The organism is Vibrio sp. 070316B (genome assembly GCF_013114115.1).
Lineage (GTDB): Bacteria > Pseudomonadota > Gammaproteobacteria > Enterobacterales > Vibrionaceae > Vibrio > Vibrio chagasii_B.
The window spans coordinates 208,400-234,824 of sequence record NZ_VTYC01000004.1 but is presented as its reverse complement, the minus strand read 5'-3'; the positions used below and the strand labels follow the sequence as shown (position 1 = coordinate 234,824).

Genomic DNA, 26,425 nt, shown 5'->3' with positions numbered 1-26,425 from the left:
GCATCATCAGAATAACGCGGATACAAGGTTGCCATTGTTTCTTCGACAGGTGAACGTCTTGAAGCTAATTGAGATAAAGTAACGGAACAATGATTGCTATTTAGATGTCCCTCAGAACAATACTTCACGACGGGCTTAGTCAAGGTTTTATGACATGCACTGCCAACTTTTCTGTACCCACTAGGGCAATGACTTGTCCGAGCTTTACTATCAACTCGTGTGCGTACCGCTTCAAACTCAGTTCGCCACCCACCGTGATTACCACCACTTGATTTCAGACTCCCACGATCGTAAGTCCACCCATCCGAATGCTTGTAAGGAAGAGGCGCATTCCCTTCAAAAATCTTGGTTCCCTTCCAGTAAACCCTGCCCATACCACGAGCGCTTGTAAGGAAAATAAGTGAAGAATTTGGATAGTATCTACCTGCATAAGGCGCTGTTTTAGAGGGGGAATAATGCCTCTCGACTAACGTTCTATTACAGAGTCCTCCTTGCATCTGAAACCCGGATGGACAAGAGTACGTTACACTTTGAGAAAGGCTTTTCGTACAGCTTTGCTTGTTGGAACTCAGGTTATAACCACTATCACATTTAACCAAAATTGGTTTTGTGGTTTTTTTTGTACAACTTAGTCCTTGTTTGTCAAAGCCTGAAGGGCAAGTATTGTAAACAAACTCCTCACCAAAGGGATAAGGCGCATTATTGGCAACCTGGGCCACACCCGACTGCATTATTAAGAGCGTAAAAAGCCCTACCAAACTGCGTTTAGTATATTTCATTATTTTCTTCTTTTGATTTTTGATTATATAAATAGACTGTTACGATTTATCCCGAACTATTTTAGACTAACTTTCCCCCATATAAATTCATACTTGGTTGGTTTGTTTATTAAATGGTTTCAGATATGGAATATAAATCGTGATAAGTGCTCACCGTATAAAACTTTATACTCACCAATAACGCCCCGACCTTTTCAAAAAAACAACCACCTATTGACAAAACACATAAAACAAACAAGTTGCATATCAAAAGAACATGCTACATCATAATAAAAACACCGTCATTACGGTTTTATAAATTTCTGTAGAAAATTAAGTGGCGTGAATAGGATTCATCAGCAGCAATACACATGAAAAATCACGGAAATTCACTCCGTCCTTACGTAGCTAAAACTCCCCCGTTTAGCCGAGCCATTTTCAACAACACCATTTTGCCGTATGTAAATCACACTCAAAACGCATCTAGTTGCATAATTCATTTGCAGTGTTTATATTTCGCCAATATTTATAAAACCAAGAGATACAAATGAAAACGTTAGCCTATTCAATAGGAGTGCTGCTGGGTGGTTTAACAACCGCTGCCCTCGCCAATGAGCCGAGTGCGGTGTCGCCAACCGTGATTTCTTTACCGACAGGACCTGGAACGATACAAGGGCTTGGGGAAGGGTTTAATACCCAATTAAACACGGGGACCAGCCAAGACCAACTGAATTTTAGCTTACCAACAGGCCGTAACCAGATGACACCTGAGTTGTCGATTACTTACGACAGTGGTTATGGCAATGGTTTAGTCGGCATTGGGCGACGTTTGAGCATACCTTATATACAGCGACAAACCGTTAATGGCCTGCCCAATTACGACGACAGCCACCCCGATGTTTATGTGAATCACCAAGGGCAAGAGCTGGTTCACATCGGTAACAATGAATATCGAGCTAAAATTGAAGGGCAATTTGTAAAATACCAAAAGCTGACCAACGGCTGGCGAATGACTTTAGCTAATGGTGGTGTCTGGGTATTAGGGCAGAGCAGTAACGCACAGCACCAGGACAAAAGTGGGCACAAAGTTTTTCAGTGGTTTATCGAGAGCATGACCGATTCTCATGGTAACCAAATCAACTATCACTATGACTCCCTTGATAGCAGCCAAGCGGTATACTTAACGCAAATTGACTACAATGACGGCGCGAGTGTGGTTGAGTTATCTTATGAGTCAAGGCCGGATCCCATTGTTTCTTACTTACCAACCTTTGAATTGACCAAAGCCCTTCGCTTAAAAAAGATAGACACTTTTAATCAGCAAACCCCGGTCATGTCTTACCAATTTGACTATGAGGCAACGTCAGATTGGCAGAGTCTGTCTCGCCTATCACAAGTTTCCAAAGTCGCGGCCAACGGACAAGATGGCGCCCCCCCGGCCCGCTTCAAGTATACCCACTTTGACCCAACGCTTGCGGCGTCGCATTACGTCCCTTCTGCAAAGTTATTTCCTTTAAAGAGTCCAGATGTTGATTTTATTGATATCAATGCAGATGGTTTACCCGATGTGATCAACACCGGCTTCTCACCGCACCGTTATGCACTTAATCAAGGCAAAAACCCACAGGGGGAAGTTCAATTCTCTAAAATGGTGAAGATGAGCACCCCCTCGCGAAATAAACTCTCCAGCCAATATGTCAAATGGGGTGACTTAAACGGTGACGGCAAAATCAATATGCTGAATGCGATCCGTCGCAACAGCTATGTTTATGGGTTAGATGAAAACTACAATTGGCAACCGCAGGGCAATTTAGGCAACCAAACACTGTCGATTAATAGCCCTAATGCTCGATTAATCGATATCAACCATGACAGATTAGCCGATGTCTTTGTCACCAACAGTCATTCAAGAAATGGCGTTTTTGACCATACTGTTGCGATAAACAACGGGAACGGTTGGGACACGCCGATCAGCATGCCAATGCCCGAACTCAGTGTTGGGGTTCCACTGGCAAAGTCGACCTCTCATATGGCCGATATGAACGGTGATGGACTCAACGACTTAGTTCACATGGATCAAAAGTCGATGTACTTTTTCGCAGGTAAAGGCACTGGCGGTTATTCAGAAGCCATTCATGTCAATAATATTCGCGAGACTGCGAAAAGTATTCACAATACAGATAAAGTTCAGTTTGCCGATTTAAACCATGATGGCCTCGCTGATCTTGTTTACTTTAATGGGTTCAACGTTACTGTGTGGCCAAGTAAAGGCCAATCAGGACCTCAAGGAACATTAGTCTTCGGTCAACCGCTCACGTTCACACACCCCGATAAATTCGCCCCTTCTAAAACCAAATTGGCCGATATTGATGGCAATGGCGTTGTCGACATCGTGTGGTTTCGTTCTGGCAAGCATGAAAAGTCGTTTACCTATTTATCCATTATTCCGGGTGATTTACCCAACCAATTGCTCTCCGTCGATAACGGCATAGGACAAACGTCAAGCATTCAATATGCGACCGTGGCTTCTGAGATGTTGCGTGATGAAAAACAAAACACACCATGGCAACATACCCTGCCTATGGCTATGCAAGTCGTGAAATCAGTCACCACGGAAGACGCCAGTCGCCCAGGCCAAGCATCGATAAAAAGTTATCAATACCGTGACGGATTTTACTTTGCAAAAGAGCGTAAGTTTGTTGGATTTAGCGAAGCAACACAACGCGATTTCGCCTCCCAATCAGCACCGGAAAGTCAAACTCACTACACTTTTTTATTAGGTCTTAATGACGAATCATTGCGCGGAAAGATATCGAAAATAGAAAAAAAAGATGCGGAAGGACGTCTTTTTTGGCAAGAAACATATCAGTGGTCATCAAAGCGTTTATTTGACAGTGTTGATGACGATAGATTCGTGTCATTTGCAAGCAAAACGCATCAAGAAAAAAAGCTGATAGAACAAGGCCGTGGAAACCCTATCACGCTGGCATGGGATTACGATTACGATGATTTTGGTAACTTAGTCCTTAAACGCGAACATGGCCGCCTTGACGATCGCTTTGAAGATCAGCGTGAAACCCGTTGGCGCTACAGTGCCGAGAATGCAACGTCATTGGCTAACTGGCAATTACACCTTCCCATTGAAAAAACCATCACCAATGCACAGGGTAAACTGGTTGCGAAAACTCAATGGTTTTATGACGATGAAAGCTTTAGTGGTGGCAACTTAGGCACCGTGTCAACCGGTAACCTAACCGCGACTAAAAAATGGATTTCACCAAGTAAGAACAACCAAACTATTTTTAGTCAACGTTCACATTACGACTCTTACGGCAACGCGACAGAGTTCTTTGGCCCTCTTTATGGCGAGCAGCCTGGGCATAGGATTAGCGTAACTTACCAAGAGGGAATATATCCAACCAAAGAGAAACTTCACTTAGGTGGCCAGAGCCTGGTTGCCAGTGCGAGTTACGATTCTTCATTGGGCGTAATGACTCTATTTGAGGATTTTAACCAACAACAAACTCACATACAGTATGACGGCCTTGGCCGAGTCACTGATATCATTGCGCCGGGCGACAGCACTAGTGCGCCCACACAATCGTTTGAATATCATTACCAGCAAAATTTTGATGGCGTCATGGTTAACTGGATCCGCAGTTTACAACGTCTTGAAAAAGATGGCCGCCATATTGAGCGCCGCCAATATTATGATGGTGGCGGGCGCAATCTAATGAACGTAAGCCAAACGGAGCAAGGTCCACGCGTCAGTTTGAAGAATAATTTCGATAGCCGTGGACTACTGGCCACTGAAAGCATGCCCTATTTTTCGGCGAGTATGGCTTTTCATTCTGGGATGGGGTCACAAGTCATTCGAAACAAATACGACGCGACCAACCGTACAATCAGTAAATACCTACCAGCCACTGTCTCGCAAGGTGAAACGTTTACCTACAACGAGTACTTGCCTCTTAAGTCATGGGTACAAGATACCGCACAAACGGTTATCGGAGGCCAACACAGCGGAGCCGGTAAATGGTTAATATTTGATGGCCTAGGTCAATTACGAGAGGTAAAAGAATACGTTGGTGTGGATGTCAATGGTGAGCAAAGCACTCTGCAAGATTGGACCACTCGATATGAATATGACGCGCTCGACAATTTCACTCGCTTAACCGATGCATTTGGCAATACCCGAACTATGCTTTACGACGGTTTAAGTCGTCAAACGTATCGAGATGACCCAAACCGTGGACAAGCTTGGTTTAGCTATGATGCTGCGAGTAATCTAGTTGGTACCATAGATTCACGAGGCATGGCACACACTTACCTTTATGATGGCCTTAGCCGACAAATTGAAGAGCGTTTCTATCAAGACCAAACGGCTATCCCAGCAACAGGTTTCCATTCGCTGATTCTCGATCCAACCAAGGGCCGTATCTCTAAGCGGTACCAATATGATAGTAATCTAGATAAACAGCTCCATCATTTGAAAGGCCGACTTGCACAAGTTATCGATGAAGCAGGAAGCAGCTGGTTTGGTTACGATCAAAACGGTCATCGTACTGTTGAAAAACGTCAAATCAAAGCCTTTGGTCAACAATCGGATATTTATACAACTAAGCGAGCGTTTAATAGCGCCGGTAAATTAACACAACTGACTTACCCAGACAGTACCCATCTTGACTACCAATACGGTCAAGGCGGTGAATTATTGGCGATGGGTAACATTATCAACAACATTTCGTATAGTGCCTCTGCGCAATTGAGCCATGTTCAATATGGTAATGGCATGCAAAGTGACTATGAATATGATGCGCTGAACCGACTTAAGAGCCGAGAAACCACTCGTCATTCGGACAGAACACGTCTTCAGTCACTCAATTATCAATATGATGAGGTATCGAACTTACTCGGCATTACCGACCAACGAACAGAGCAAGATAAAAAGACCATTGCCAAAGAACTAGGGATCGAGAATCAATATTCTGAGCTCGACCAAACGCGTTTTTATGACTACGACGATTGGTATCGAATTGCACTCGAACAAAATAAGTTAAAGCTCACTCAATACCGTTTTGATCCAATTGGTAACCTTATTGCTAAAAACACCAACGATCCAATCCTAGGTGACAACAACTTAACCTTACGCTACGGCGGAAACACAGGCACTGGAGAAGATAAACGCTACAACCGACAAGGGTTACGCACAACCGATACAGCAGGACCACAAGCGCTCACCCATGCTGACGTAGGTATCAGTTATGATGCGGTAGGCAACCAGCTACGCTCAGGGAATCAACAATTCCAGTGGGATCATGCGAACCGCTTGAAGCAAGTCGATAACCCGAAAAACCAAGCAAAGTACGCCTATGACCACAACAATAAACGACGCCTCAAAGTCGTTAAGGACAGAAAAGGAAAGGTCACAACAACTTGGTATATCAGTGATGATGCTGAGATTCGTGAAGGTCAGCTGATCAAGTTTGCTCGTTTAGGCAGCCACCGTGTAGCCAAGACAAGCAAAAGTGATGACACCTTCACTCCAGAAGTTTATTATATTAAACAGCACCTTGGCTCAACAGAACTGACTGTGGACAATTCTGCTCAAGTCATCAATGCGTTCAATTACGAACCATTTGGTGATGTGGAAGCGCAATTTGGTCAATCGGATAAAACGGTTTATCGTTTTACCGATAAAGAGCAAGACAAAGAATCTGGACTTGGTTATTTCTCGCAACGCTATATGAACCACAGCTACGGGCAATTCATCACCCCCGATCCTGTGTTTGCAAGAGAGGCCCGATTCACGGATCCTCAACGCTGGTCACCTTATGCCTATGGGCGAGGTAACCCGATTGCTTATGTTGATTCTGAAGGAAAGTGGGTAGTTCAATTTACTGCGGGGGTTATTGGTGCAGCTGTGGCGGGATTCACAGAGGCAATGGACCCGAACCATGATGCGTGGTCTATTACCCGGAAAGCTGCGATTGGCGGTTTGGTAGCTGCGGCATCAACAGTTCCCGGAGGCGCGCTTGTTGCTGGAGGTGTAGGAGAAATGGTAGAACAAATTGCAACCGATGATTATGATGCGATAAAAGTTGCTGAGCAGGCAGTACTAAATATGGTGTCAGGTAAATTTGCATCTAAGTTAACCAAAGGGCTACAACCAAAACCTTTACCTAACAACAACTTAACACAATCCATGAACGGGATGACCCCATCAACAACACCACGTATCTTAGCTAACTCTGCAAGCTTGAAGGCAAAGGCTAAAGCTCCAATAGTCAAAGAAGTCCTTTATGGTAGTGCTTTTACTACAACCTATTCTACAGTAAAGAAATCTCTAGAATCCAAATTAGATTCACCTGCTTCGCATCTTTCTCAAGGTGATTCTGAAAGCGGAGGAGATGGTTCTATAGGGGTAAACGGAGGGGATAGCCCTGGTCCAAGCGATGGGGAAGAAGGAGATGCTAGTGACAAAAGCGAGGATTAACCACAAAATTATACTGGTAAAGTTAAATATAAACCTTTAAAGAAAGCGACTTTATATAGGCCCCCGTGGGGGCCAAACCTAACGTTATGATTTAATGAGTTCACCCCAATTTAAATATACTGAATAACTAAAGATCCAAAAATAAAAATTATCAATAGAATTGAGAATGATAGTATATTAATCTAGTGCTAGTTAATAGAAGGGAGCATGACCATTTTAAATTATTAAAAAAACCGAATAGATGTAAAAATCCAATTAAGACTATCGATTGAGACTATAATAAAGCCATATGAAAAATTTATTTCCATTTTTTAAATTTTCTTTTTTTCTGATAGGCTATGCTGTTGTATCTTTTGCACTTTACGAAGTTGTTGGAGATACATACAAATTCTGGACATCTGGCATAGAAAAACAAGCAAAAGTAATACAACTTGATCATATTAACGTCCATATGAGAGGGTTAAAAACCTATTACTATCTATTAGATATAGAGGGAAAGCGCTCTGTACATAAGTTCAATTTTGAATTGATAGAGAAGCGATACTATAACGTATTATCTATCAACGATGGGGAAAAAATAATACTAGGAAATAAAAATAGTAGCCTACTTGATGTTTATTCATCCTTGTTTGGAACACTTCCTGCTTATATGAGTATTGCAGTGCTTTTTTATTTACTTTATGGAGCTTTAAAGTCTCATTTAACAAGACCTAGAAATCCATACGATTAAACATAATCGCATGGATTTGTTCAAACATGGCAATCAAGTACTGTTGTTAAGGTGACAAACTTTAAAGCAACTCAGACACCACATCGGCTAACAGGTGGAATTGAGTAGACGGCTAGTGACGAGTCTATATAAATTTAATTAAATGTTACTTAAATAGCCCCTCTGGGTCTGAGGGCTCCCCACAACTAGCATAGAAAAATCATATAGATAGCATGAAAAAGTAGGCAGATTCATTTTAGTCGGCAATCATAGCATCAACTGAAAAGAACTGATCGACGAGTCCTATGAACCTATCCCCGATCCTGTGTTTGCAAGAGAGGCCCGATTCACGGATCCTCAACGCTGGTCACCTTACGCCTATGGGCGAGGCAACCCGCTGAGGTATAGCGATCCTACGGGGGAGTTTCCTCAAATAGTAGGAGCTGTAATTATTGGGGGAGCCGTCGGAGCCTTTGCTAATACTGCAGGTCATATGTTAACTAGTCGTGACTGGTCACTAGACACGCTGCAAGAAAAAGCGTTGGAAGGTGCGGCTTGGGGAGCATTTGGAGCATTGACTGGCGGGGTTGGGATAGCCAAAAACCCTGTAGCTAATAATATGATTAGTTGTGGAGTAGCTATGGTACAGGAGTTTGTATCAACAAAAATGAAAGATAACTATGACGCAAAATATACACAGGCCTGCATAAATGCAGTTGCCGGCAACTTCGCTAGTAAAAATTTAATGTTAGCAGAAAAACAAGTGTTGAACCCCTATGGTCGACATCCAGTAAACAAAAACCTACCAAACAACCTGAAAAAACATGTTAGTCAAGGTCTTTCTGATAACGAAGTTCCTTTTAATACTCTAAAAGATATTTCCGCAGCTACCTCAGTAACTACGTTGGCTAATTCATTAATGAGTACAAGAACGCCTAAAGATGATTCGAAGGAAAATGGGTTAAATAGTAACCCTGGTGATAGTACTCAAGGGGCACTCAATGACTCACAATCAGAAGCTGGGCCGACAAAGGTCTCAGATTCAGATTCAGATTCAGATTCTTAATTAAACTATAAAAAGGAGCGCGAGCCGCTCCTTTCTAAACGGTATCTTCATGATGATTATTGCAACTAAGCTAATAAAAATAGCATTAATAATAACCTTTGGTGCGTTCTTTAGGTACCTTTGGGAATCATTAAGACTATGGTTCGATGATTTCAAATCCGTAATAACTTCCAGCACATTAGCAAATAATGATTTAGCAATGTTTTTTTTAACTCTAGAGTGGTGGACTTTTTTCATCTCAATACTGTCCTTATTGGTGATTTTTGACGCGTGCGTTAGCTTTCTATCAATTTTCATGTTTACAAGCTCAAGGAAAATAAAAAAACATCTATCACTCGCCAACGACTTTTAATTTTTATATATTTTTAAACAAGGCTATTTATCCTGTCAGTAGTTTCCTTGCCATGCTTTACATATTTATATTTTCACACAAATTTATACCATATGTAGAATTAATTTTAAACTCAGCAAAAGTTACAAACGATGCGTCAGAAAAATATATCGAAGATATGAGATTTTTTTCACATATACATTCCCTACTTTTGGTTATGTTATATTAAAATCAAAGAAAAAATCGAAAAATACATTGAAAAATCAAAGTTAAGTTAAAAAATCGATTCAATCAGTTATTATTGTAAGATAAAAACTATATAAACAAACCGACTAATCAGAAAATAAAAATCGACTAATATTAATTAAAATCCAATAAATCTACTGACGGTAAGAAAAATGGAAATAATGGTGGAACCAATCATCGAAGTAGTGATGGTCTAGATAATGATGGAGAAAGTACCGGTGGAGCAAATAGTGGAGCTGAACAGTCATCAAACACTAAGCTAGACTAAGATGACAAAATAGATCAAAACATAGCCCTGCTGAACAGGGCTATGCTATTTTTAATCAATATATAATAGAGGGATAGGATGAATAAAGAAGATACAATTAAAACGAATGCTTGGTTTTTATTTTTTACTCTACTCCTTTGTTATTCAATTTTTTTTGGCCTAAAGTCATGATAGGTAAAGGAGAAGTGTATTTTTTTCAACAGCTTCATTCTCAATTACAACCATTTTTTTTGTATTCCTTTCACCCTACTTTATCTACTTCAATTACAATTTTCTGACGGGGCATGTAAACAAAGACCTCTCACGTGAAGTATCCATTTTTATCTTAGTGCTAGCGATTCTCACCCCCATTTATCCTAGTTTTGTGTATTACTCAGATCTTGACACTTTGAAAGCTCAACATAGTGAATACTATTGCGGTACAGAACTTAAAATAGGGCGCTCAATGCCGTTACTCGAAAGGTTTTCATTTAATAAACAGTGTGAAAAATAAGAATAAAGAATGGCTAAGAAAATATCAGAACATGAGTACTCGATAATATGCTTAGTAATCATTACTGAAAAGCGAGCCACTAGGGCTCGCTTTTCAGTATTTAGATTTAAGCTAAATTACAGAAGTTCTACTGACTGCTGAGCGATAACGAACTCTTCGTTGGTTGGGATGACCATCGCTACTGCACCTAGCATCTCTGACTTAGCGATGATGCCGTCAGCACCAAAGCGAGCAGATTCGTTACCAGCGACATCTTCAACAAAACCTAGGATCTTAAGGTTTTTCAGGATCTCACGACGGATTGGTAGAGAGTTCTCACCGATGCCACCTGTGAAGATGATGCCGTCTAGAGAATCTAGTGTTGCAAGGTAAGAAGCAACGTATTTAGCTACACGGTATGTGAATACTTCGAAAGCCAGCTTAGCGCCTTCATGACCCTCTTCCATAGCTTCTAAAATGCCACGAGCATCGCTCGTAAGACCAGACACACCTAGAAAGCCAGACTCCTTGTTAAGAGAGTTGAAGACTTGCTCTTGTGACCAACCTTTCTTAAGAAGGTATTCAATGATGCCTGGGTCTAAGTCACCACAACGTGTACCCATCATGAGGCCAGAAAGTGGTGTGAAGCCCATTGATGTATCAACACTGTTACCGTCTTTGATAGCACATACTGATGCGCCGTTACCTAGGTGAACAGAGATGAAGCTAGATTCTTCAACAGGCTTGTTTAGCATCTTCGCAGCTTCACGGCTTACGAAGTAGTGGCTCGTACCGTGGAAGCCGTAACGACGTACACCAAAGTCTGTGTATAGCTCTTTAGCGATTGCACCAGTAAATGCGCGTTGTGGCATTGTTTGGTGGAAAGCTGTATCGAATACAGCGAACTGAGGCAAAGAAGGGAAAGCTTCAATCGCAGCGCGGATGCCGATAGCACCAGCTGGGTTATGAAGTGGAGCAAGATCAGATAGGCTTTCAATCTCGTTCGTTACTTCTTCAGTAATACGAACCGTTTGAGTGAACTTCTCACCACCGTGAACGATACGGTGACCGATAGCCACGATATCTGCCGTGAAGCCAAGGTCTTCCATCAGGCCTACCAATTTGCCAATAGCAATCTTGTGGTGGCTACCTTCACCCTGAATAGCAATTTCAGTTTTCTCGCCTTGGTATTTCCAGCTCATACGAGCATCTTCAAGACCAAAACACTCCCCTAGGCCACTTAATACTGCTTCACCAGAAACAGAATCGATTACAGCAAATTTAAGGGATGAACTACCCGAGTTAATAACCAGAACAAACGAATTAGACATTGGATATGGATCCTGTTTCAGTACGAATTAGATGAAGCGTTTACTTCAATTTTAGTTAAGCCCATTATTCAATAATTTTTGAATCTTTCAACTTTTGTTTTGAAAAAATCACCAAATGAACACAGTTAAGTTGATCTTAGTCATTAATTTATTTATTTCGAGAGAAAAATTAAAAAATAGTTGAATAAGAAAGTGAATAAACAGGTGACGCAAACGACTGCTAAAATTATTTTTAGCTAGATTTAGTCATTTGGCGTGTTGTTCAAAACGTCACCGCTATTGAGTTGAACCAGCGAAGTTCCGATACCTACCTCCACTAAACATGACCTCAGCCTTCCTCCTAATAAACCACCTCACGGCAATTTAAACAGCTTTCTCTCGTTTGGCCCTTAGCTTGTAGCACGTCATTTAAGTATAGCCTTACAACGCGATACAGGTACGTTCACGGCGCTAAAGAGAGTGCTTTACCCCTTTCGTAGAAAATCGGGGTCGTTCACTTTTAATGTTGGCCTAAAGGGATATCAATTTGGGCGTGAGATGGGGTTTTTAACTGCAAGCGATGCGGTCGGAAAGAGAAACGAGTAGGCACAAAAAAGCCGAGCATGTGCTCGGCTTTTAAATTCAGTGTCTAGACTAGAGCGTCTAAGCTAAAGGTTGATTAACCTTCGTTGCGCTCTGGACGACGACCACGGTTACCGCCGTTGCCATGGCCACGTTCGCCACGGTAGTTGCCACGGTGATCGCCACCACGGTTACGGTCGAAACGACGCTCGCCATCACGGCCGCCTTCACGGTTGCCATCGCGGTTACCGTCACGGTTGCCACGGTATCCACCGCGACCGCCTTCACGATTACCATCGCGGTTGCCATCACGGTTTCCGCGGTAACCACCACGACCACCATCACGACCACCACGGCCACCGTTACCACGACGTGGTTCACGGAAATCGTTGAAGTCTACAACAACAGCACCAGCTTCTTTTTGACGGATGCGTAGCTTGCTTAGTTTACCAGCAGTTTCAGAGTTCATTGCTTTTGGCAGTTGAACGTAAGTTGAACCTTGGTCAAGTTTGATAGCACCGATAGAACCTTTAGTTAGGCCAAGTTCGTTTGCAAGTGCGCCAACGATATCTTTAACCTGAACACCTTGCTCACGGCCAACTTGTAGTTGGTAAGTATCCCAGTCTTGAGTATTGAAGTCACGGCCACCGTTATCACGGTTTTCACGACGCTCTTTACGACGGTTCTTGTCACGCTCGATAGCAGCGATCATTGGGTCTTCACCAATGTAGAACAGTGGGCTCTTACCTTGCTGACGCTTAAGAAGCATTGCAGCTAGAGTAGCAGCATCAACGTCTAGAGACTCTTGCAGGGTAGTAATAAGACCTGCGAAGTTTTCTAGAGCTTTGCTTTCTTTCTCTGTTTCAAGCTCAGCGCCTAGCTTAGCAACACGTGCTGCAGCAACTTGGTCACGTAGAGGAAGTTGGATTTCTTCCATTGTAGACTTAGTTACGCGCTCGATAGTGCGAAGCATACGAATTTGGTTTGTGCGAACTAGAAGGATCGCTTTACCTTTACGTCCAGCACGGCCAGTACGACCAATACGGTGGATGTAAGATTCAACATCGAATGGGATGTCGTAGTTGAATACGTGAGTGATACGTGGAACATCAAGACCACGAGCTACAACGTCAGTTGCAACTAGGATATCGATAACACCTTGTTTGATGTGATCAACAGTACGCTCACGTAGAGACTGAGGAATATCACCGTGCAGTGCAGCAGCTTTAAAGCCACGTGCAGATAACCAATCAGCTAGACGCTCAGTGTCTTGACGAGTACGTACGAATACGATTGACGCGTCAGTTTCTTCAGTTTCTAGAAGACGAGACATTGCTTCGTCTTTTTCTACGCCTTTAACAACCCAGAAGTTCTGTGCTACTTTGTCAACTGTGTGGTTAGTACCAGCAACGTCAACTTTTGCAGGGTTACGTAGGTAACGGTCAACAATAGTCTTAACCATTGGAGGCATAGTTGCAGAGAAAAGTACACGTTGTGCAGTTTCTGGAGCTTGCTCAAGAATCCAAGTAACGTCATCTACGAAGCCCATTTTTAGCATTTCATCTGCTTCATCAAGAACAAATGTGTGTGCTTCATCTAGGTGTAGACGGTCACGAGTTAGTAAGTCTTTAACACGACCTGGAGTACCAACAACAATGTGAGCACCACGGCTTAGAGCACGCATTTGGTCAACAATTGAAGCACCACCGTAGATTTCAATAACTTTAAGACCTTTGATGTCACGGCCAAGGTTTTTGATTTCCGCAGCAACTTGGATCGCTAGCTCACGAGTAGGAGCCATGATAATTGCTTGTGGTTTGTGTTGGTTTAGGTTGATTTTGTTTAGTAAAGGCAGAGAGAATGCTGCTGTTTTACCAGTACCAGTCTGTGCTTTACCTAGTGCGTCACGGCCTTCAAGAAGAAGAGGAATAGCTGCTGCTTGGATTGGAGTCGGAGAAACGAAACCCATGCTATCAAGAGCTGAAAGGATGTTTTCGTTTAGGGCTAATTCATTAAATTGAATTACAGATTCGGACATTGGGATCCCACTATATATAAGTAAACAAAAGGTCCCGGGAGCTCTACCATTTCCAATACTGATCCAATCAGATACTGATTCCATTCAGAGTTACGAAGCAGTAATAAAACACTTCAAGCCATTAGGGACGTCTAAGGGAGGCGGATTATTCCTTAAATGCATAAAAAAAGCCAGAAAAAATTGAATTACATCACATATTTTTCGGTTTTCTTTCAATGCTGGCTATCATATCGTCAAAACTTGATGAATATCTCGTCATAGCCGTTTACATCAATTGAATTGAACATAGTAAATAAGAAGGTAATTTATTTGCTCTCCCTTCGGCTTTAAGTAGTAATCAGGCCCCGCAATGATTATAGTGTGCTCAATTGTTCTCGTAAGATAAAAGTAAGATGTTTCAAGATAACCCTCTACTCGCTCAGCTTAAGCAACAAATCCAAGAAACCCTCCCAAAAAAGGAAGGCACAATCAAAGCCACTGAAAAAGGGTTTGGTTTTCTAGAAGTCGACAGCAAAACAAGCTACTTCATTCCGCCTCCATACATGAAGAAATGTGTGCACGGTGACAAAGTGATTGCCATCATTCGCACCGAGAAAGAGCGTGAAGTTGCAGAGCCAGAAGAATTGGTTGAACAAGGTCTTACTCGCTTTATTGCACGAGTTAAGCTTTTCAAAGGCCGCTTAAACGTTGTACCTGACCACCCTCAGCTTAAAAAGCTGCAATTAAAAGCGAAAGCAAAGAAAGGCCTAAACCCAGAAACGCTTAAAGAAGGCGACTGGGTTGTTGCTCATATCATTCAGCACCCATTGAAAGGTGACAACGGCTTCTTAGCTCAAATTTCAGAAAAGATCACTGACGCTGACGACAAGATCGCACCTTGGTGGGTAACACTTGCACAGAATGACTTACCAAATAGTGAACCTGAAGGTATCGATAATTGGCAAATCAATGACGATGCCGATCTTGAACGTGTAGACATGACCCATGTTCCTTTTGTGACTATCGATGGCGAAAGCACAAAAGATATGGACGATGCACTTTACGCTAAGAAGAAAGAGAACGGTGATTTTGAACTGACTATCGCGATTGCTGATCCTACCGCTTACATCTCTCCTGATGACGCAATGGACAAAGTGGCGCGCGAACGCGGCTTCACGATTTACCTGCCTGGTCGTAACATCCCAATGTTACCTCGTGACCTTGCAGACAACCTATGTTCGCTTATCGAGAACGAAATTCGCCCTGCCCTATGCTGCACAGTAACCGTGTCTAAAGATGGCGTTATTGGCGATGACATCAACTTCTTCGCGGCGAACATTAAATCTCACGCTCGTCTGGCGTACGACAACGTATCAGACTGGCTAGAAACCGGTGCATCAGAGAAGTGGCAACCATCTGAAAAAATCGCAGCGATTGTTTCTGACCTACACGAATTTGCACAAGCACGTTCAGCATGGCGCTCAGCAAACGCAGTGGTATTCCCAGATCGCCCTGACTACCGCTTTGAACTTAGCGAAGATAACGATGTTGTTGCTATTCACGCAGACATGCGTCGTAGTGCGAACAAGTTGGTTGAAGAGTCGATGATCAGCGCAAACATCTGTGCAGGTCGAGTATTAAAGGAAAGCTTCAACCAAGGTGTGTTTAACTGCCACTCTGGCTTCAAAGCCGAGAAAGTTGCAGACGTTCTTGAACTGGTTAATCCACAAGCAGAAACACCGTTCACAGAAGAGCAAATTATTTCTCTTGAAGGCTTTGCTGCACTTCGCCGCTGGTTAGGCTCTTTAGATAATAACTACTACGATAACCGTATCCGCAAGTTCCAAGCGTACAGTGAAATCAGCAACGAACCTGCACCACACTACGCGATGGGTTTAGACATTTACGCGACTTGGACTTCTCCAATTCGTAAATACGGCGACATGATTAACCACCGTATGCTGAAAGCACATATCCTTGGTAAAGCGCCAATTCAAACACCAGATGAAACGATCGGTGATGAACTTGCACTACACCGCCGCCATCACGGTATGGCTGAGCGTAATGTTGGTGATTGGTTGTATGCTCGCACGCTAGCTAACGCACCAGCAGAAGAAACACGCTTCCAAGCAGAGATCTTCGACATTAACCGTGCTGGTATGCGTGTTCGCTTGCTAGAGAATGGTGCCGCTGCATTTATCCCTGGTTCTCTCATTATTGATAATAAAGAAAGAATCGAGTGCAACAGTGATATGGGTACTGTATCTATCGATAAAGAAATGGTATACAAACTGGGAGACGTTTTAGAAGTAGTTCTCTCTGAAGTTAATCAGGAAAGCCGTAACTTAGTAGCAAAACCTACTCAAGTATTTGCGGACTTGCCTAGCGAGCCTGAAACAACAAATGAAACCGAAGCTTAATAGCTGTAAAGGATAGGCCTTTCAAGGTCAAAGCTTTCAAGGTCATAAGCTTCAAAGGTTCACTTCTAAAGGCGCTAATTATTAGCGCCTTTTTTGTAAATGTCTCATGCTTAAACAATACTAAAATTAATAAGCAACTCGTTTACAACGTCAAAGAAGCACATTATGTCATCAATAACAGTTACTCAATTCAGAAACTTCATCCCCAGGAAACGAGAACGGTACCCCGCCTCTAAAAATGGTATTTTCATCGTTTCAAAAGGCAGTATCTCTTTCGTGCTCCCCGATGGCACCGAAGCCTCATTGCAGGCAGGCGATTTCACACTTTATAACTCAGGCCAAATCAAAGACATCACAGTAGATACAGAAAACGGCGAATTCAGCGCAACCTGCTTAGATTTTGATTTAGATATTTTCCAGAAGTTCATCAACCAATTCAGCGACCTAGAATCCACTCGAGTCCCCAACCTGTACATCAAATTCAACCAAACCGATACTGAGATCTGCGAGCTGAAAGATCTCATCATGTCTTTAGCTCATTCTTCAGCTAAAAATGACTACGCACTCACTCAATTAGGGTTAGGTTTACTTTCACTGATGGTCGAACAATACCCTGCTCTGCTGGTTATCATCGCACGAGCTTCAAGGTTAACGGTGACGCAAAAAGTCATTCACTACATTGAACAGAATATTGAAAATAATATCTCTTTAGACACACTAGCCAGCTACATGGGAATGTCGCCAGCCACACTGAAACGCCGTTTATCGGCTGAAGATCTTTCATTTTCAAACTTATTAAAGATTAAACGTATTGCCCATGCCGCAACGCAACTTAGAACGTCGACTAAATCCATTACTCAAATCGCGTACGAGTCTGGCTTTAAGAGCGCTGCGCACTTCAGCACAGCCTTTAAAACGTATCATGGGAAGACACCGAAAGATTTCCGTTCTCTCATCGCACAATCTCAATTACAAAGCATGAAACCACAAGTGTAAGACGCGACCTGACACCTAGAGCAAACTATTTGCTTGATTGAGAATGAACAGAAGGCGTAGCTCTAGTGCCACGCCACCAGCGAATTAAAACAGACCTTTATGACCAAAAATACGATTTAGGGTCTTTTTCTATTTCAGACAACACAGCATCAAGGTCTTTGGATTGAGGAAGGTACGGATAAGGCCCCCAAGCGATGATATCGGTTGTTTCATCACTCTCTAATGGCACAGTAACCAACCAGCAAGCAGAATGCTCATCAAACGTCACGCAGGCAATGTCGTTTGTGTAATCACTATGAGATGAGTCGAGCAGATAATGAGCCTGTGAGAACATCACGCCGCCCTTACACTCTTCATATAACGATTTACCGAGTTCGACAGGTAAACTGCTATTACGGGAAGTACAGAGCTTTTCAGCCCCAACGAGAAGGCGATTAAGTTCGATATGAATGACGGACATAACACTCCTTGTAACTTCATAGGCATTCTCTAAGTAGGAATCCCTTTAATTAGCTTAGGACTCAACCAACATTTTAGCGAACGTCCTCATACAAAATCACAATCACGCTCCCATTAACGGATTTTGTGTAAATAAACTTACCACTGTTATTGCTGAATTACGCGTTCATTGACTCATTCAATCACCATACAAAGAGCGTATGGAATTTCACAAAAGTGTCATATAACCGACCTATCATATGCGACAAATGTTATTAACTAGGAGTTGTTTATGTTACGAGTCGCGCTTGCCTCTCTTTTATCCTTAGCCCTGTCTTCTCAAGCTGCTTTTGCACAAGAAACCAATATTTCGGGCTCCACTTCTGTTTCTCGAGTGATGGACGTATTAGCTGAGGAGTACAACAAGACTCACCCTGATAACTACATTGCCGCTCAGGGCATCGGCTCGACAGCGGGTATTACCATGGTTAATAAAGGTGTGGCTGATATCGGCATGAGCTCACGCTACTTAACTGACCAAGAACAGAGTGACAAACTCAAGGTATTCCCTATTGCCTTTGATGGTCTAGCTGTTGTAACTAACCGCTCAAACAGCGTGAGTAACGTTTCTCGCGAGCAACTGTTTGATATCTACAAAGGTAAAATCACCAATTGGAAAGAAGTAGGTGGTGCCGATCAACCTATCGCGGTTGTGACACGTGAAGCGTCTTCAGGTTCACGCTACAGCTTCGAAAGCTTACTTGGTTTAACAAAGATCATTAACGACCGTTTAGTGTCTGACATCAACCCAAATAACTTAGTTGTTAACAGCAACAGCATGGTGAAAACGATCGTAAATCACAACCCACACGCTATCGGCTTTATCTCTGTTGGTTCAATCGACCGCTCTATCAAGGCCATCACTTTTGAAGGCGTAGAGCCGACATCTAAAAACATCGCAAACCACAGCTATGAACTGGCTCGCCCATTCTTGTTGCTGCACAAGACGGATTCAGTTTCTGAAGAGAGCAAAGACTTCATCAAGTTCGTGAAATCCAAACAAGGCCAAGACCTGATTGAAGAATACGGCTACACTCGCATCAAATAAGTGAGTAAGTTTTATCTTATGAAAACAAAAAGAGAGAGCATCACGCTCTCTCTTTTTTTTGAATCTTTATAAATCGCTTACTTTCAAACCACTTAGAAGTGAAGTTGAATCACTGAAACGATAACAGCGCCAGGACGACGAACACCTTCGATTTCTACACGAATCTCGCGCTCAATCTCTAGGCCTTTCTTAATAGGCGTTACTTTAGTTAACGTACTTTTTGCACGAACGTTGCTGCCCGATTTAACAGGGTATGGAAAACGAACCTGGTTAAGGCCAATGTTCACAACCATCTTCGCTGTTGGGAATTGAGATTTGTCAGGATCAACGCTATCGGTTAGACGCGGAAGCAAAGACAAAGTTAAGAAACCGTGTGCGATGGTCGTTTTGAACGGAGAATCAGTTTCTGCTTTCTCTGGCTCAGTATGGATCCACTGCATATCTTCAGTCACAAGACCAAATTGGTTGATGCGATCTTGGCTTACATTGATCCAATCGCCAGTATGAATAACTTCACCAATCTTCTCGTTTAGCTCATCAAACACAAGTTGTGCTTCTGGCTTTAGTACGATTGGTTGCTCTACTGGCACATCTTCGTTTACCGCAGGTTTGTGGTGATCACGAACCCATGCAAAGAAGTGACTATTTTGTGTACGGTTCAGAAAGTCGCCCCAGTACTCTCTAAGAGCTGGAGACATCCATTGCATAAACTCTGAGTGTTGCGATGACAAGCTGTCGCCTCGGTGTTTAAATAAATCAATGACCTTCATAAGAACCTCAATGCACAAAAAATTTCAATATAACTTCGTAATTTTGAAACAGTTCACACTATTGTGCAAATAGTTTCGAGCATACAAGCGTTAGCTGAACACCTGTATTTCATTATTAAACAGCAGCTTACCAATAAAACATCATTTTATTAGAAAACACAAAATAGAGTGTTAGCTCTATCACATAATAAAGATTTGATTATATAAAAAGCATTTTTATTACTCTGACGCATAAAAAAGGCTTAGCACACTGCTAAGCCTCAGTTTTTACAAGGATTAAGTTTTTACAAAGAATCCGCTTTATGAAGAGTGACCTCTTCTACTCATCATCAAGTGGCACTAATTTAGTATTACCGCCGTGTGCTTTTTCACGTTTACGCTGCACAAATGCATAGAAGCCTGGGATTAGGAACGTACCTGCTAGTAATACACATAACAGACCACCAATCAGTGAAATACCAAGAGAGTTCTGGCTCACGTGACCAGCACCCGCCGCAAAGATAAGCGGGAAGATCCCTAAAATGAACGACCAAGACGTCATGTTTACAGCACGGAAACGCAATGTACCGCCCTTCACGGCTGCATCTTCAATTGGTACATCTTTCTCTTCACGCTCAACTTTCGCGAATTCCACAATCAAAATTGCGTTCTTCGCGGCCAAGGCTATCAAGAGAACCAAACCAATCTGCGCGTAAAGGTTCAACGGTGTGCCTGTTAGGTTCAATGCCAAGAAAGAACCTAAGGTTGCCACGGGTACAACTAAGATAATCGCAATAGGTATTGTCCAGCTCTCGTATTGAGCCACCATAAACAAGTAGATGAAGATCAGTGCCAATGCGAACGCGAAGATCGCTTGGTTGCCTGCTAGTACTTCTTGGTAAGCCATACCAGTCCATTCGTACTGGTAACCTTGTGGCAGAACTTCTGCCGCTACACGTTCCATCGCCGCGATCGCATCACCACTTGAGTAACCCGGTGCTGGCTGGCCTTGGATTACTGCACTGCGGTACATGTTGTAACGCCATGCTACATCGGGTTCAAAGATCTGATCGTAAGTCACAAGCGTACTTAGCGGGATCATCTCACCAGCAGAAGAGCGTACGTGGAATCGTTGTAGGTCATCCATGCTGCTACGGTGGTCACTGTCTGCTTGCATGGTTACACGGAAGTTCTTACCAAACATGGTGAAGTCGTTCACGTACAACGAGCCAAGGTTACCTTGTAGCGTTTGGAAGATTTCCGACAACGGAATACCTAGCTGCTGCGCTTTCTCACGGTCAATATCAACATAGTAGTGAGGTACGTTGGCGCGGAAAGTACTGAATGTATGTGAAATCTCAGGCTGCTTGGTCGCCTCAGTAATCACGTCATTCATCACCATCGCTAGGTCAGTTCGGCTACGGCCTAAAGTGTCTTCAAGGACAAATTCAAAACCAGACGCTGCACCCATACCTGGTACCGCTGGCGGTCCCATTGCAAATACAATCGCCTGAGGCAGTTCAGTCGCAGCGCGTCCATTAATACGCTGTGAGATAGCCTGTGCTGAATGTTGACCATCCAGTGCGTTACGCATGTCCCAATCGTGAAGCTTGATGAACATCGACGCACCATTCGACGCAGAAGCGCCCGTCATGAATGCGTAGCCGTTAACCAGTGTCACACCATCAACACCCGGTTCTTGCTCAACCATCTCTAGTAATTGCTTGGTTACATCTTCAGTACGAGACAAGGATGCCGCATCTGGAAGCTGAACGTTAACCAGCAGAATACCTTTATCTTCTTGAGGTACGAACGCCGTAGACGTTGTCTTCGCAAAGTAAGTCACAGCCGCCAAAGCCACGATGAAGAAAGTGAATAGCAGCACGCCTTTCTTAACTAAGAAACCTGCCACTTGACCGTATTTGTTGGTAACGGATTCTAGGCCACGGTTAAAGGCTTGGTACCAACGAGCAGTGTTACCACCACCTTGTTTAAGAACCAATGAACACAGTGCTGGTGACAGCGTTAATGCGTTGATCGAAGAGATAACAACCGCGATACAGATAGTCAGCGCGAACTGACGGTACATGATGCCAGTAATACCCGGAAGCATTGCAACTGGAATGAATACCGCGAGTAGCACCAAGGTTGAAGTAATAATTGGGCCCGTCACTTCTTTCATCGCGATCAGCGTAGCTTTACGCGGTGAAATCGTTGGGTCTTTAGCCATGGTGGTGTCGACGTTTTCGATAACCAATATCGCATCATCTACTACGATACCAATTGCCAAGATCAAACCAAACAGAGTTACCGTGTTGATGGTAAAGCCCGTCATCTGCATGATGGCAAATGTACCAATCAAAGATACAGGAATCGCAACAACAGGAATCAAGGTTGCACGAGCACTACCCAAGAACAGGTAAGTAACTGCGATAACAAGCAAAATAGCTTCGATCAGCGTTTTTACTACCCCTTTGATCGACTCAGCAACGAAGACTGTCGTGTCGTAACTCGCTTCATAAGCAACACCTTCAGGAAAGTTTTTGCTTAGGTTGTCGAGCATCGCCATTACGGCTTTACCACTTTCCAACGCGTTAGCGTCTGACTGAAGTGACAGCGTTACGATCGACGCATCTTGACCACGGTATTTACCATTACCGTCGTAGAACTTTTTACCAAGCTCAACACGTGCAATGTCTTTTAAGTAAACCGTTGAACCATCTTGAGTGGCACGAAGTACAACGTTCTCAAACTCATCCGCCGTTTCCAGTCGGCCTTTTGTTACCAAGTTGAATTGTACTTCTTGTGCGTTGTTATAAGGTGCAGCACCAATACGACCAGCAGCAACTTGAACGTTCTGTTCCGCCAAAGCACGGTTCACGTCAGAAGTGGTGATATTGAGGTTAGCCATTTTCTCAGGATCTAACCAGACACGCATCGCGTATTCACCACCACCTAGCACGTTAACTTCACTGATGCCCTTCACACGAGCCAGTTGGTCTTTAATGTTTAGGTTAACGTAGTTGATCAGGAATTGATCGTCGTACTCACCATTTGGAGAATAGAAGTTCAATACCATCAAAAGGTCTGGCGAACGCTTTTTAACAGTGACACCCACCATTCGAACTTCTTGTGGAAGCTTCGATTCGATTTGAGCAACTCGGTTCTGAACGTTGACCTGAGCCATATCTGGGTCAGTACCAACATCAAAAGTCACGTTAAGGTTGTATGAACCATCGTTAGCACTCTTTGAAGACATGTAGATCATATCTTCAACACCGTTCACCGACGTTTCTATGGGGTCGGCTATCGCCTGTTCCACTACTTCTGCACTTGCACCTGTGTAAAAAGCAGACACACTTACCGAAGGTGGGCTAATTTTTGGGTATTCCGCCACAGGCAAGATAGCGAGAGAGATCGCACCTGCCAGCGTCAATATTATGGATATAACAAGGGCAAACTTAGGCCTTTGAATAAAGAAACGACTTAACATATCTCCGCCCCTTACTCTGCTTGCTCAGTCGCAGAAGGTTGAATGCGAACAGACATACCGTTACGAACACGCTGAAGGCCTTGAGTAATAACGGCATCGTCTTTCTCTAGACCAGAGTGGACAATCACACCCCCTTCAACCTGTCGACCCATCTCAATGTTTCTACGCTCAGCGACAGGAGCTGCTTCACCTTCAACTAGCACCATAACAAAGTCGCCTTCAAGGTCGGTTTGAACCGCGCGGCGAGGAATGGTTACAACATCAATAGATTGCTTCTCACGCAGCTCAACACGAACGTGCTGACCAGGAAGAAGTTGCTGGTCTGGGTTATCGGCAATCGCGCGCATCGCGATCGTACCAGTGTTTAGATTGATACGGTTGCCCAAGAAATCGAGCTGACCTAGGTGTTCGAATGCTTCGCCATTTTCAAGCATGATTTGCACCTCAACACGATCAGAATCGCTGCTGCCGTCACCTTCAATACGGTCCATACCTAACTCAATACGCTCACGCTCACTGATACTGAACGATGCATGGATTGGGTCTAAGCTAACTAAAGTCGTTAATACGCCAGAAGATGGAGAAACCAGATCACCCGTGCTCACTTTGGTATCGCTAATACGTCCAGAGAAAGGCGCAACAATCTTAGTATGAGAAAGCTGAACGTTAGCGGCATTTAGCTGAGCTTGACCAGCTTCAAGCTGTGCTTGAGAACCTAATAGGTTTGCCGTCAATGCATCGAATTCCGATTGAGAAATACTGCCTTTAGGAAGTAGGTTCTTACCACGGTTGAAATCTAGTTCAGCCTTTTTAAGATTGGCGTTAGCTTGAGCAACGGCCGCTTTAGCACTTGCGACTTCAGCTTCAAATGATGAAGGCTCAATCGAATAAAGCAGCTGCCCTTTTTCGACCATTTGCCCTTCATTGAAATGACGGCTTTGAAGATAGCCAGAAACCTGCGCAGTAATTGCCGTATCTTCAACCGCTTCAATACGGCCGATGTACGACTTACTTTGCTGATGAGAAATAACGCTAACATCCTGTACAGCTACGAGAGGTAATGGCGCTTGCTTGGCATTCTGGGCATCTTGCCCACATCCAGCAAGAATAAGAGAGCTTGCAAGAGCCGTAAGGATTAACTTTTTACGCATGGTTATACCGTCACTTATGAGAAATTGAACAGCATAAAAGTTACGTAACACAATTGCTTCAAATGTCCGAGGAATATCAATTATAACTCGCAAAAGTGTTTCAACTTGTAAATTGAAATTGGATATATATCAACCCTTTACAAACCATCAACAATTCATGATCAAATATACGTTTGTTACTTCCCCTCTCTGTATATATTGTCTAACATAATATGGTTTCAATAATAAAAACTCATACTTCCTTGTTAAGGTAATTCGAATGATTTCAAAATGGGCAAAACGTTTCTATCAAATGGCGGAATTAGTCGGTTCCTGGAGTAAAGATCCGTCCACTCAAGTTGGTGCAGTTATCACCAAACACAACCGTATTGTTTCAGTTGGCTTTAATGGCTACCCTCATGGCGTATCGGATAGTGCTGACACTGATGATCGTGAGATGAAATACCTAAAAACGCTTCACGCAGAAGAGAACGCAATCTTGTTTGCTAAGCGTGATTTAGACAGCTGTGAAATCTGGGTGACTCACTTCCCTTGCCCAAACTGCGCAGCGAAAATCATCCAAACCGGTATTTCTGCGGTTCACTGCCCAGAGCAAAGTGAAGACTTTCTTTCTCGCTGGGGAGACAAGATCAAAGTGAGCCAAGATATGTTTGAACAAGCAGGCGTGCAAGTCGATTGGTTGCCACTGGCAGACCTAGATTAAGCGAACAGATAGTTAGAACAAAAAAGCCGAGAGTCGATATTATCGCTCTCGGCTTTCTTTTGTTTGGGGCTCAGCGGACTGCAGGATTAAGCACTGACAGGAAATGCTTCAGCGTATGCTTCCATGAAATCTTTACGAATCTCTTGCTCTAGATGAACCGCCTTCTCGGTTGGACAGAAAATCATAAAATGGACTTCTTGCTCACCGGTTGAACTGCTTGTGATGTGGATATGCGGCTCAGAGCCAGGAAGGTCGACACCAGCGTGTTTTTCGATAACGCCGTTATAACGACGAGCAACATCGATAAACTCTTCACAATGCTCTTCAATTTTGACAATAAGACCCGGCACCATTGGGTACAGGTTCACGAAGTCTTTCACCGTCACCGTAAAGCTATGGTAAACGTAACGCTTCATGAAGTTGAGGTTCTTTACAGGATAAGTAAAGAACATGCTGTTAGGCAGCGTAGCGGTCTTGCCAGTGAAGTGGTATTGCCCATGATACAAGTCGATTTCTTGAATCACAGTCGCCATCAAGTTGTGTTCAATCACCTCACCACTGATTTTACCCACTTCAATCCAATCACCAATTCTAAATGAGCGTGAGCTAGCACGTTGAATAGAGCCGGTGAAACACAAGATGATCTCTTTTGACGCCACCACTATCGCAACGGCAATTGCTGTTACTGAGAGAGCAAACTCACTGATTTCAGATTTCCAGAGAAGAAAAAGCGTTATAACAATAATCGCAAAGGTGCCGTTTTTAGTACGGGACATCCAATTACGTTGGTCTTCGCTAAGGAAAGCAACGTCACCCCTAATTTGAGATAAGGTGATTCGGCGGATGATTAAAATAAGACTGATAATCAGCGCACTAAAAATAAACTTATGAGCGAGTAGGAAATCTATTACTTGCCACACTTTTTCCATTACTTAATCCTTAGCATTACAACATTTAGCTCTACAACGTTTAGCTTTACAAGAAAGCCGCTAATATCAGTGCTATGAAAAAGCGCTCAACTCCAGAGCGCTCGTGTTCATTCTGATATTAACTATTAGGGCGTGTTGACCTTTCGCGGTTAAATTTCGTTCGGATGGGGACGCCTAGTCAAA

At 43.2% G+C, this 26,425-nt stretch carries 14 protein-coding genes and 1 pseudogene; 7 read left to right on the top strand and 8 right to left on the bottom strand.

The annotated features are described in order from the left end of the window. Positions 1–779: pseudogene (locus F0251_RS24375) on the bottom strand (hypothetical protein); the annotation flags it as partial. Positions 780–1,305: 526 nt separating this feature from the next. Here F0251_RS24375 and F0251_RS05985 point away from each other — a divergent pair. The 3 genes from F0251_RS05985 to F0251_RS05975 all read left to right on the top strand — a co-directional run bounded on the left by F0251_RS05985 (position 1,306) and on the right by F0251_RS05975 (position 9,029). Then, positions 1,306–7,254 carry a toxin TcdB middle/N-terminal domain-containing protein gene (locus F0251_RS05985; RefSeq protein WP_216610904.1) on the top strand — a complete coding sequence of 1,983 codons (5,949 nt, stop codon included), beginning with the start codon at positions 1,306–1,308 and terminating at the stop codon, positions 7,252–7,254. 289 nt (positions 7,255–7,543) lie between these two features. After that, positions 7,544–7,984 carry a hypothetical protein gene (locus F0251_RS05980; RefSeq protein ID WP_171730563.1) on the top strand — a complete coding sequence of 147 codons (441 nt, stop codon included), beginning with the start codon at positions 7,544–7,546 and terminating at the stop codon, positions 7,982–7,984. Between the two features lie 472 nt (positions 7,985–8,456). Next, positions 8,457–9,029, top strand: a complete 573-nt coding sequence (locus tag F0251_RS05975) for a hypothetical protein (RefSeq protein WP_171730562.1) — start codon at positions 8,457–8,459, stop codon at positions 9,027–9,029. A gap of 1,454 nt (positions 9,030–10,483) precedes the next feature. Here F0251_RS05975 and F0251_RS05970 read toward each other — a convergent pair. After that, positions 10,484–11,677: an acetate/propionate family kinase gene (locus tag F0251_RS05970; protein WP_171368485.1), complete on the bottom strand. Its 1,194-nt coding sequence runs from the start codon at positions 11,675–11,677 to the stop codon at positions 10,484–10,486. Positions 11,678–12,335: 658 nt separating this feature from the next. Further along, a complete protein-coding gene (locus F0251_RS05965) occupies positions 12,336–14,360 on the bottom strand; it encodes a DEAD/DEAH box helicase (RefSeq protein WP_105058376.1) in 2,025 nt (674 codons plus the stop codon). 308 nt (positions 14,361–14,668) lie between these two features. Between F0251_RS05965 and rnb the strand changes: the two genes are divergently transcribed. Both rnb and F0251_RS05955 read left to right on the top strand, forming a co-directional pair. Continuing rightward, positions 14,669–16,675: an exoribonuclease II gene (gene rnb / locus F0251_RS05960; RefSeq protein ID WP_105058377.1), complete on the top strand. Its 2,007-nt coding sequence runs from the start codon at positions 14,669–14,671 to the stop codon at positions 16,673–16,675. A 165-nt stretch (positions 16,676–16,840) separates the two neighbouring features. Beyond that, a complete protein-coding gene (locus F0251_RS05955; RefSeq protein ID WP_171730561.1) occupies positions 16,841–17,671 on the top strand; it encodes an AraC family transcriptional regulator in 831 nt (276 codons plus the stop codon). A 97-nt stretch (positions 17,672–17,768) separates the two neighbouring features. Here the strand turns inward: F0251_RS05955 and F0251_RS05950 are convergent, their stop codons facing one another. Then, positions 17,769–18,131, bottom strand: a complete 363-nt coding sequence (locus F0251_RS05950; RefSeq protein WP_061032260.1) for a DUF3024 domain-containing protein — start codon at positions 18,129–18,131, stop codon at positions 17,769–17,771. A 270-nt stretch (positions 18,132–18,401) separates the two neighbouring features. Between F0251_RS05950 and F0251_RS05945 the strand changes: the two genes are divergently transcribed. Then, positions 18,402–19,217 (top strand): phosphate ABC transporter substrate-binding protein, encoded by an 816-nt coding sequence (locus F0251_RS05945; RefSeq protein ID WP_171730560.1) that lies wholly within the window; start codon positions 18,402–18,404, stop codon positions 19,215–19,217. Between the two features lie 92 nt (positions 19,218–19,309). Here the strand turns inward: F0251_RS05945 and F0251_RS05940 are convergent, their stop codons facing one another. From F0251_RS05940 to F0251_RS05930, 3 genes are all read right to left on the bottom strand, one after another. Then, a complete protein-coding gene (locus tag F0251_RS05940) occupies positions 19,310–19,987 on the bottom strand; it encodes a MaoC family dehydratase (protein ID WP_105058379.1) in 678 nt (225 codons plus the stop codon). Positions 19,988–20,306: 319 nt separating this feature from the next. Continuing rightward, positions 20,307–23,459 (bottom strand): efflux RND transporter permease subunit, encoded by a 3,153-nt coding sequence (locus F0251_RS05935; RefSeq protein WP_171730559.1) that lies wholly within the window; start codon positions 23,457–23,459, stop codon positions 20,307–20,309. A gap of 11 nt (positions 23,460–23,470) precedes the next feature. After that, on the bottom strand, positions 23,471–24,610 hold the full coding sequence (locus tag F0251_RS05930) for an efflux RND transporter periplasmic adaptor subunit (RefSeq protein WP_061032256.1): 1,140 nt from the start codon (positions 24,608–24,610) through the stop codon (positions 23,471–23,473). Positions 24,611–24,869: 259 nt separating this feature from the next. On the opposite strand from F0251_RS05930, the gene F0251_RS05925 reads away from it, so the two are divergent. After that, complete coding sequence (locus F0251_RS05925; RefSeq protein WP_004737813.1) at positions 24,870–25,313, top strand: dCMP deaminase family protein; 444 nt, start codon at positions 24,870–24,872, stop codon at positions 25,311–25,313. A gap of 86 nt (positions 25,314–25,399) precedes the next feature. Here the strand turns inward: F0251_RS05925 and F0251_RS05920 are convergent, their stop codons facing one another. Further along, positions 25,400–26,242 (bottom strand): mechanosensitive ion channel family protein, encoded by an 843-nt coding sequence (locus F0251_RS05920; RefSeq protein ID WP_102425993.1) that lies wholly within the window; start codon positions 26,240–26,242, stop codon positions 25,400–25,402. Positions 26,243–26,425 lie beyond the last annotated feature (183 nt).

What these genes read in the sequence shown, in the direction of transcription:
- F0251_RS05985 (WP_216610904.1), top strand. Translation starts at nt 1,306, where the DNA reads ATGAAAACGTTAGCCTATTCAATAGGAGTGCTGCTGGGTGGTTTAACA.
- F0251_RS05980 (WP_171730563.1), top strand. Translation starts at nt 7,544, where the DNA reads ATGAAAAATTTATTTCCATTTTTTAAATTTTCTTTTTTTCTGATAGGC.
- F0251_RS05975 (WP_171730562.1), top strand. Translation starts at nt 8,457, where the DNA reads ATGTTAACTAGTCGTGACTGGTCACTAGACACGCTGCAAGAAAAAGCG.
- F0251_RS05970 (WP_171368485.1), bottom strand. Translation starts at nt 11,677, where the DNA reads ATGTCTAATTCGTTTGTTCTGGTTATTAACTCGGGTAGTTCATCCCTT.
- F0251_RS05965 (WP_105058376.1), bottom strand. Translation starts at nt 14,360, where the DNA reads ATGGAATCAGTATCTGATTGGATCAGTATTGGAAATGGTAGAGCTCCC.
- rnb (WP_105058377.1), top strand. Translation starts at nt 14,669, where the DNA reads ATGTTTCAAGATAACCCTCTACTCGCTCAGCTTAAGCAACAAATCCAA.
- F0251_RS05955 (WP_171730561.1), top strand. Translation starts at nt 16,841, where the DNA reads ATGTCATCAATAACAGTTACTCAATTCAGAAACTTCATCCCCAGGAAA.
- F0251_RS05950 (WP_061032260.1), bottom strand. Translation starts at nt 18,131, where the DNA reads ATGTCCGTCATTCATATCGAACTTAATCGCCTTCTCGTTGGGGCTGAA.
- F0251_RS05945 (WP_171730560.1), top strand. Translation starts at nt 18,402, where the DNA reads ATGTTACGAGTCGCGCTTGCCTCTCTTTTATCCTTAGCCCTGTCTTCT.
- F0251_RS05940 (WP_105058379.1), bottom strand. Translation starts at nt 19,987, where the DNA reads ATGAAGGTCATTGATTTATTTAAACACCGAGGCGACAGCTTGTCATCG.
- F0251_RS05935 (WP_171730559.1), bottom strand. Translation starts at nt 23,459, where the DNA reads ATGTTAAGTCGTTTCTTTATTCAAAGGCCTAAGTTTGCCCTTGTTATA.
- F0251_RS05930 (WP_061032256.1), bottom strand. Translation starts at nt 24,610, where the DNA reads ATGCGTAAAAAGTTAATCCTTACGGCTCTTGCAAGCTCTCTTATTCTT.
- F0251_RS05925 (WP_004737813.1), top strand. Translation starts at nt 24,870, where the DNA reads ATGATTTCAAAATGGGCAAAACGTTTCTATCAAATGGCGGAATTAGTC.
- F0251_RS05920 (WP_102425993.1), bottom strand. Translation starts at nt 26,242, where the DNA reads ATGGAAAAAGTGTGGCAAGTAATAGATTTCCTACTCGCTCATAAGTTT.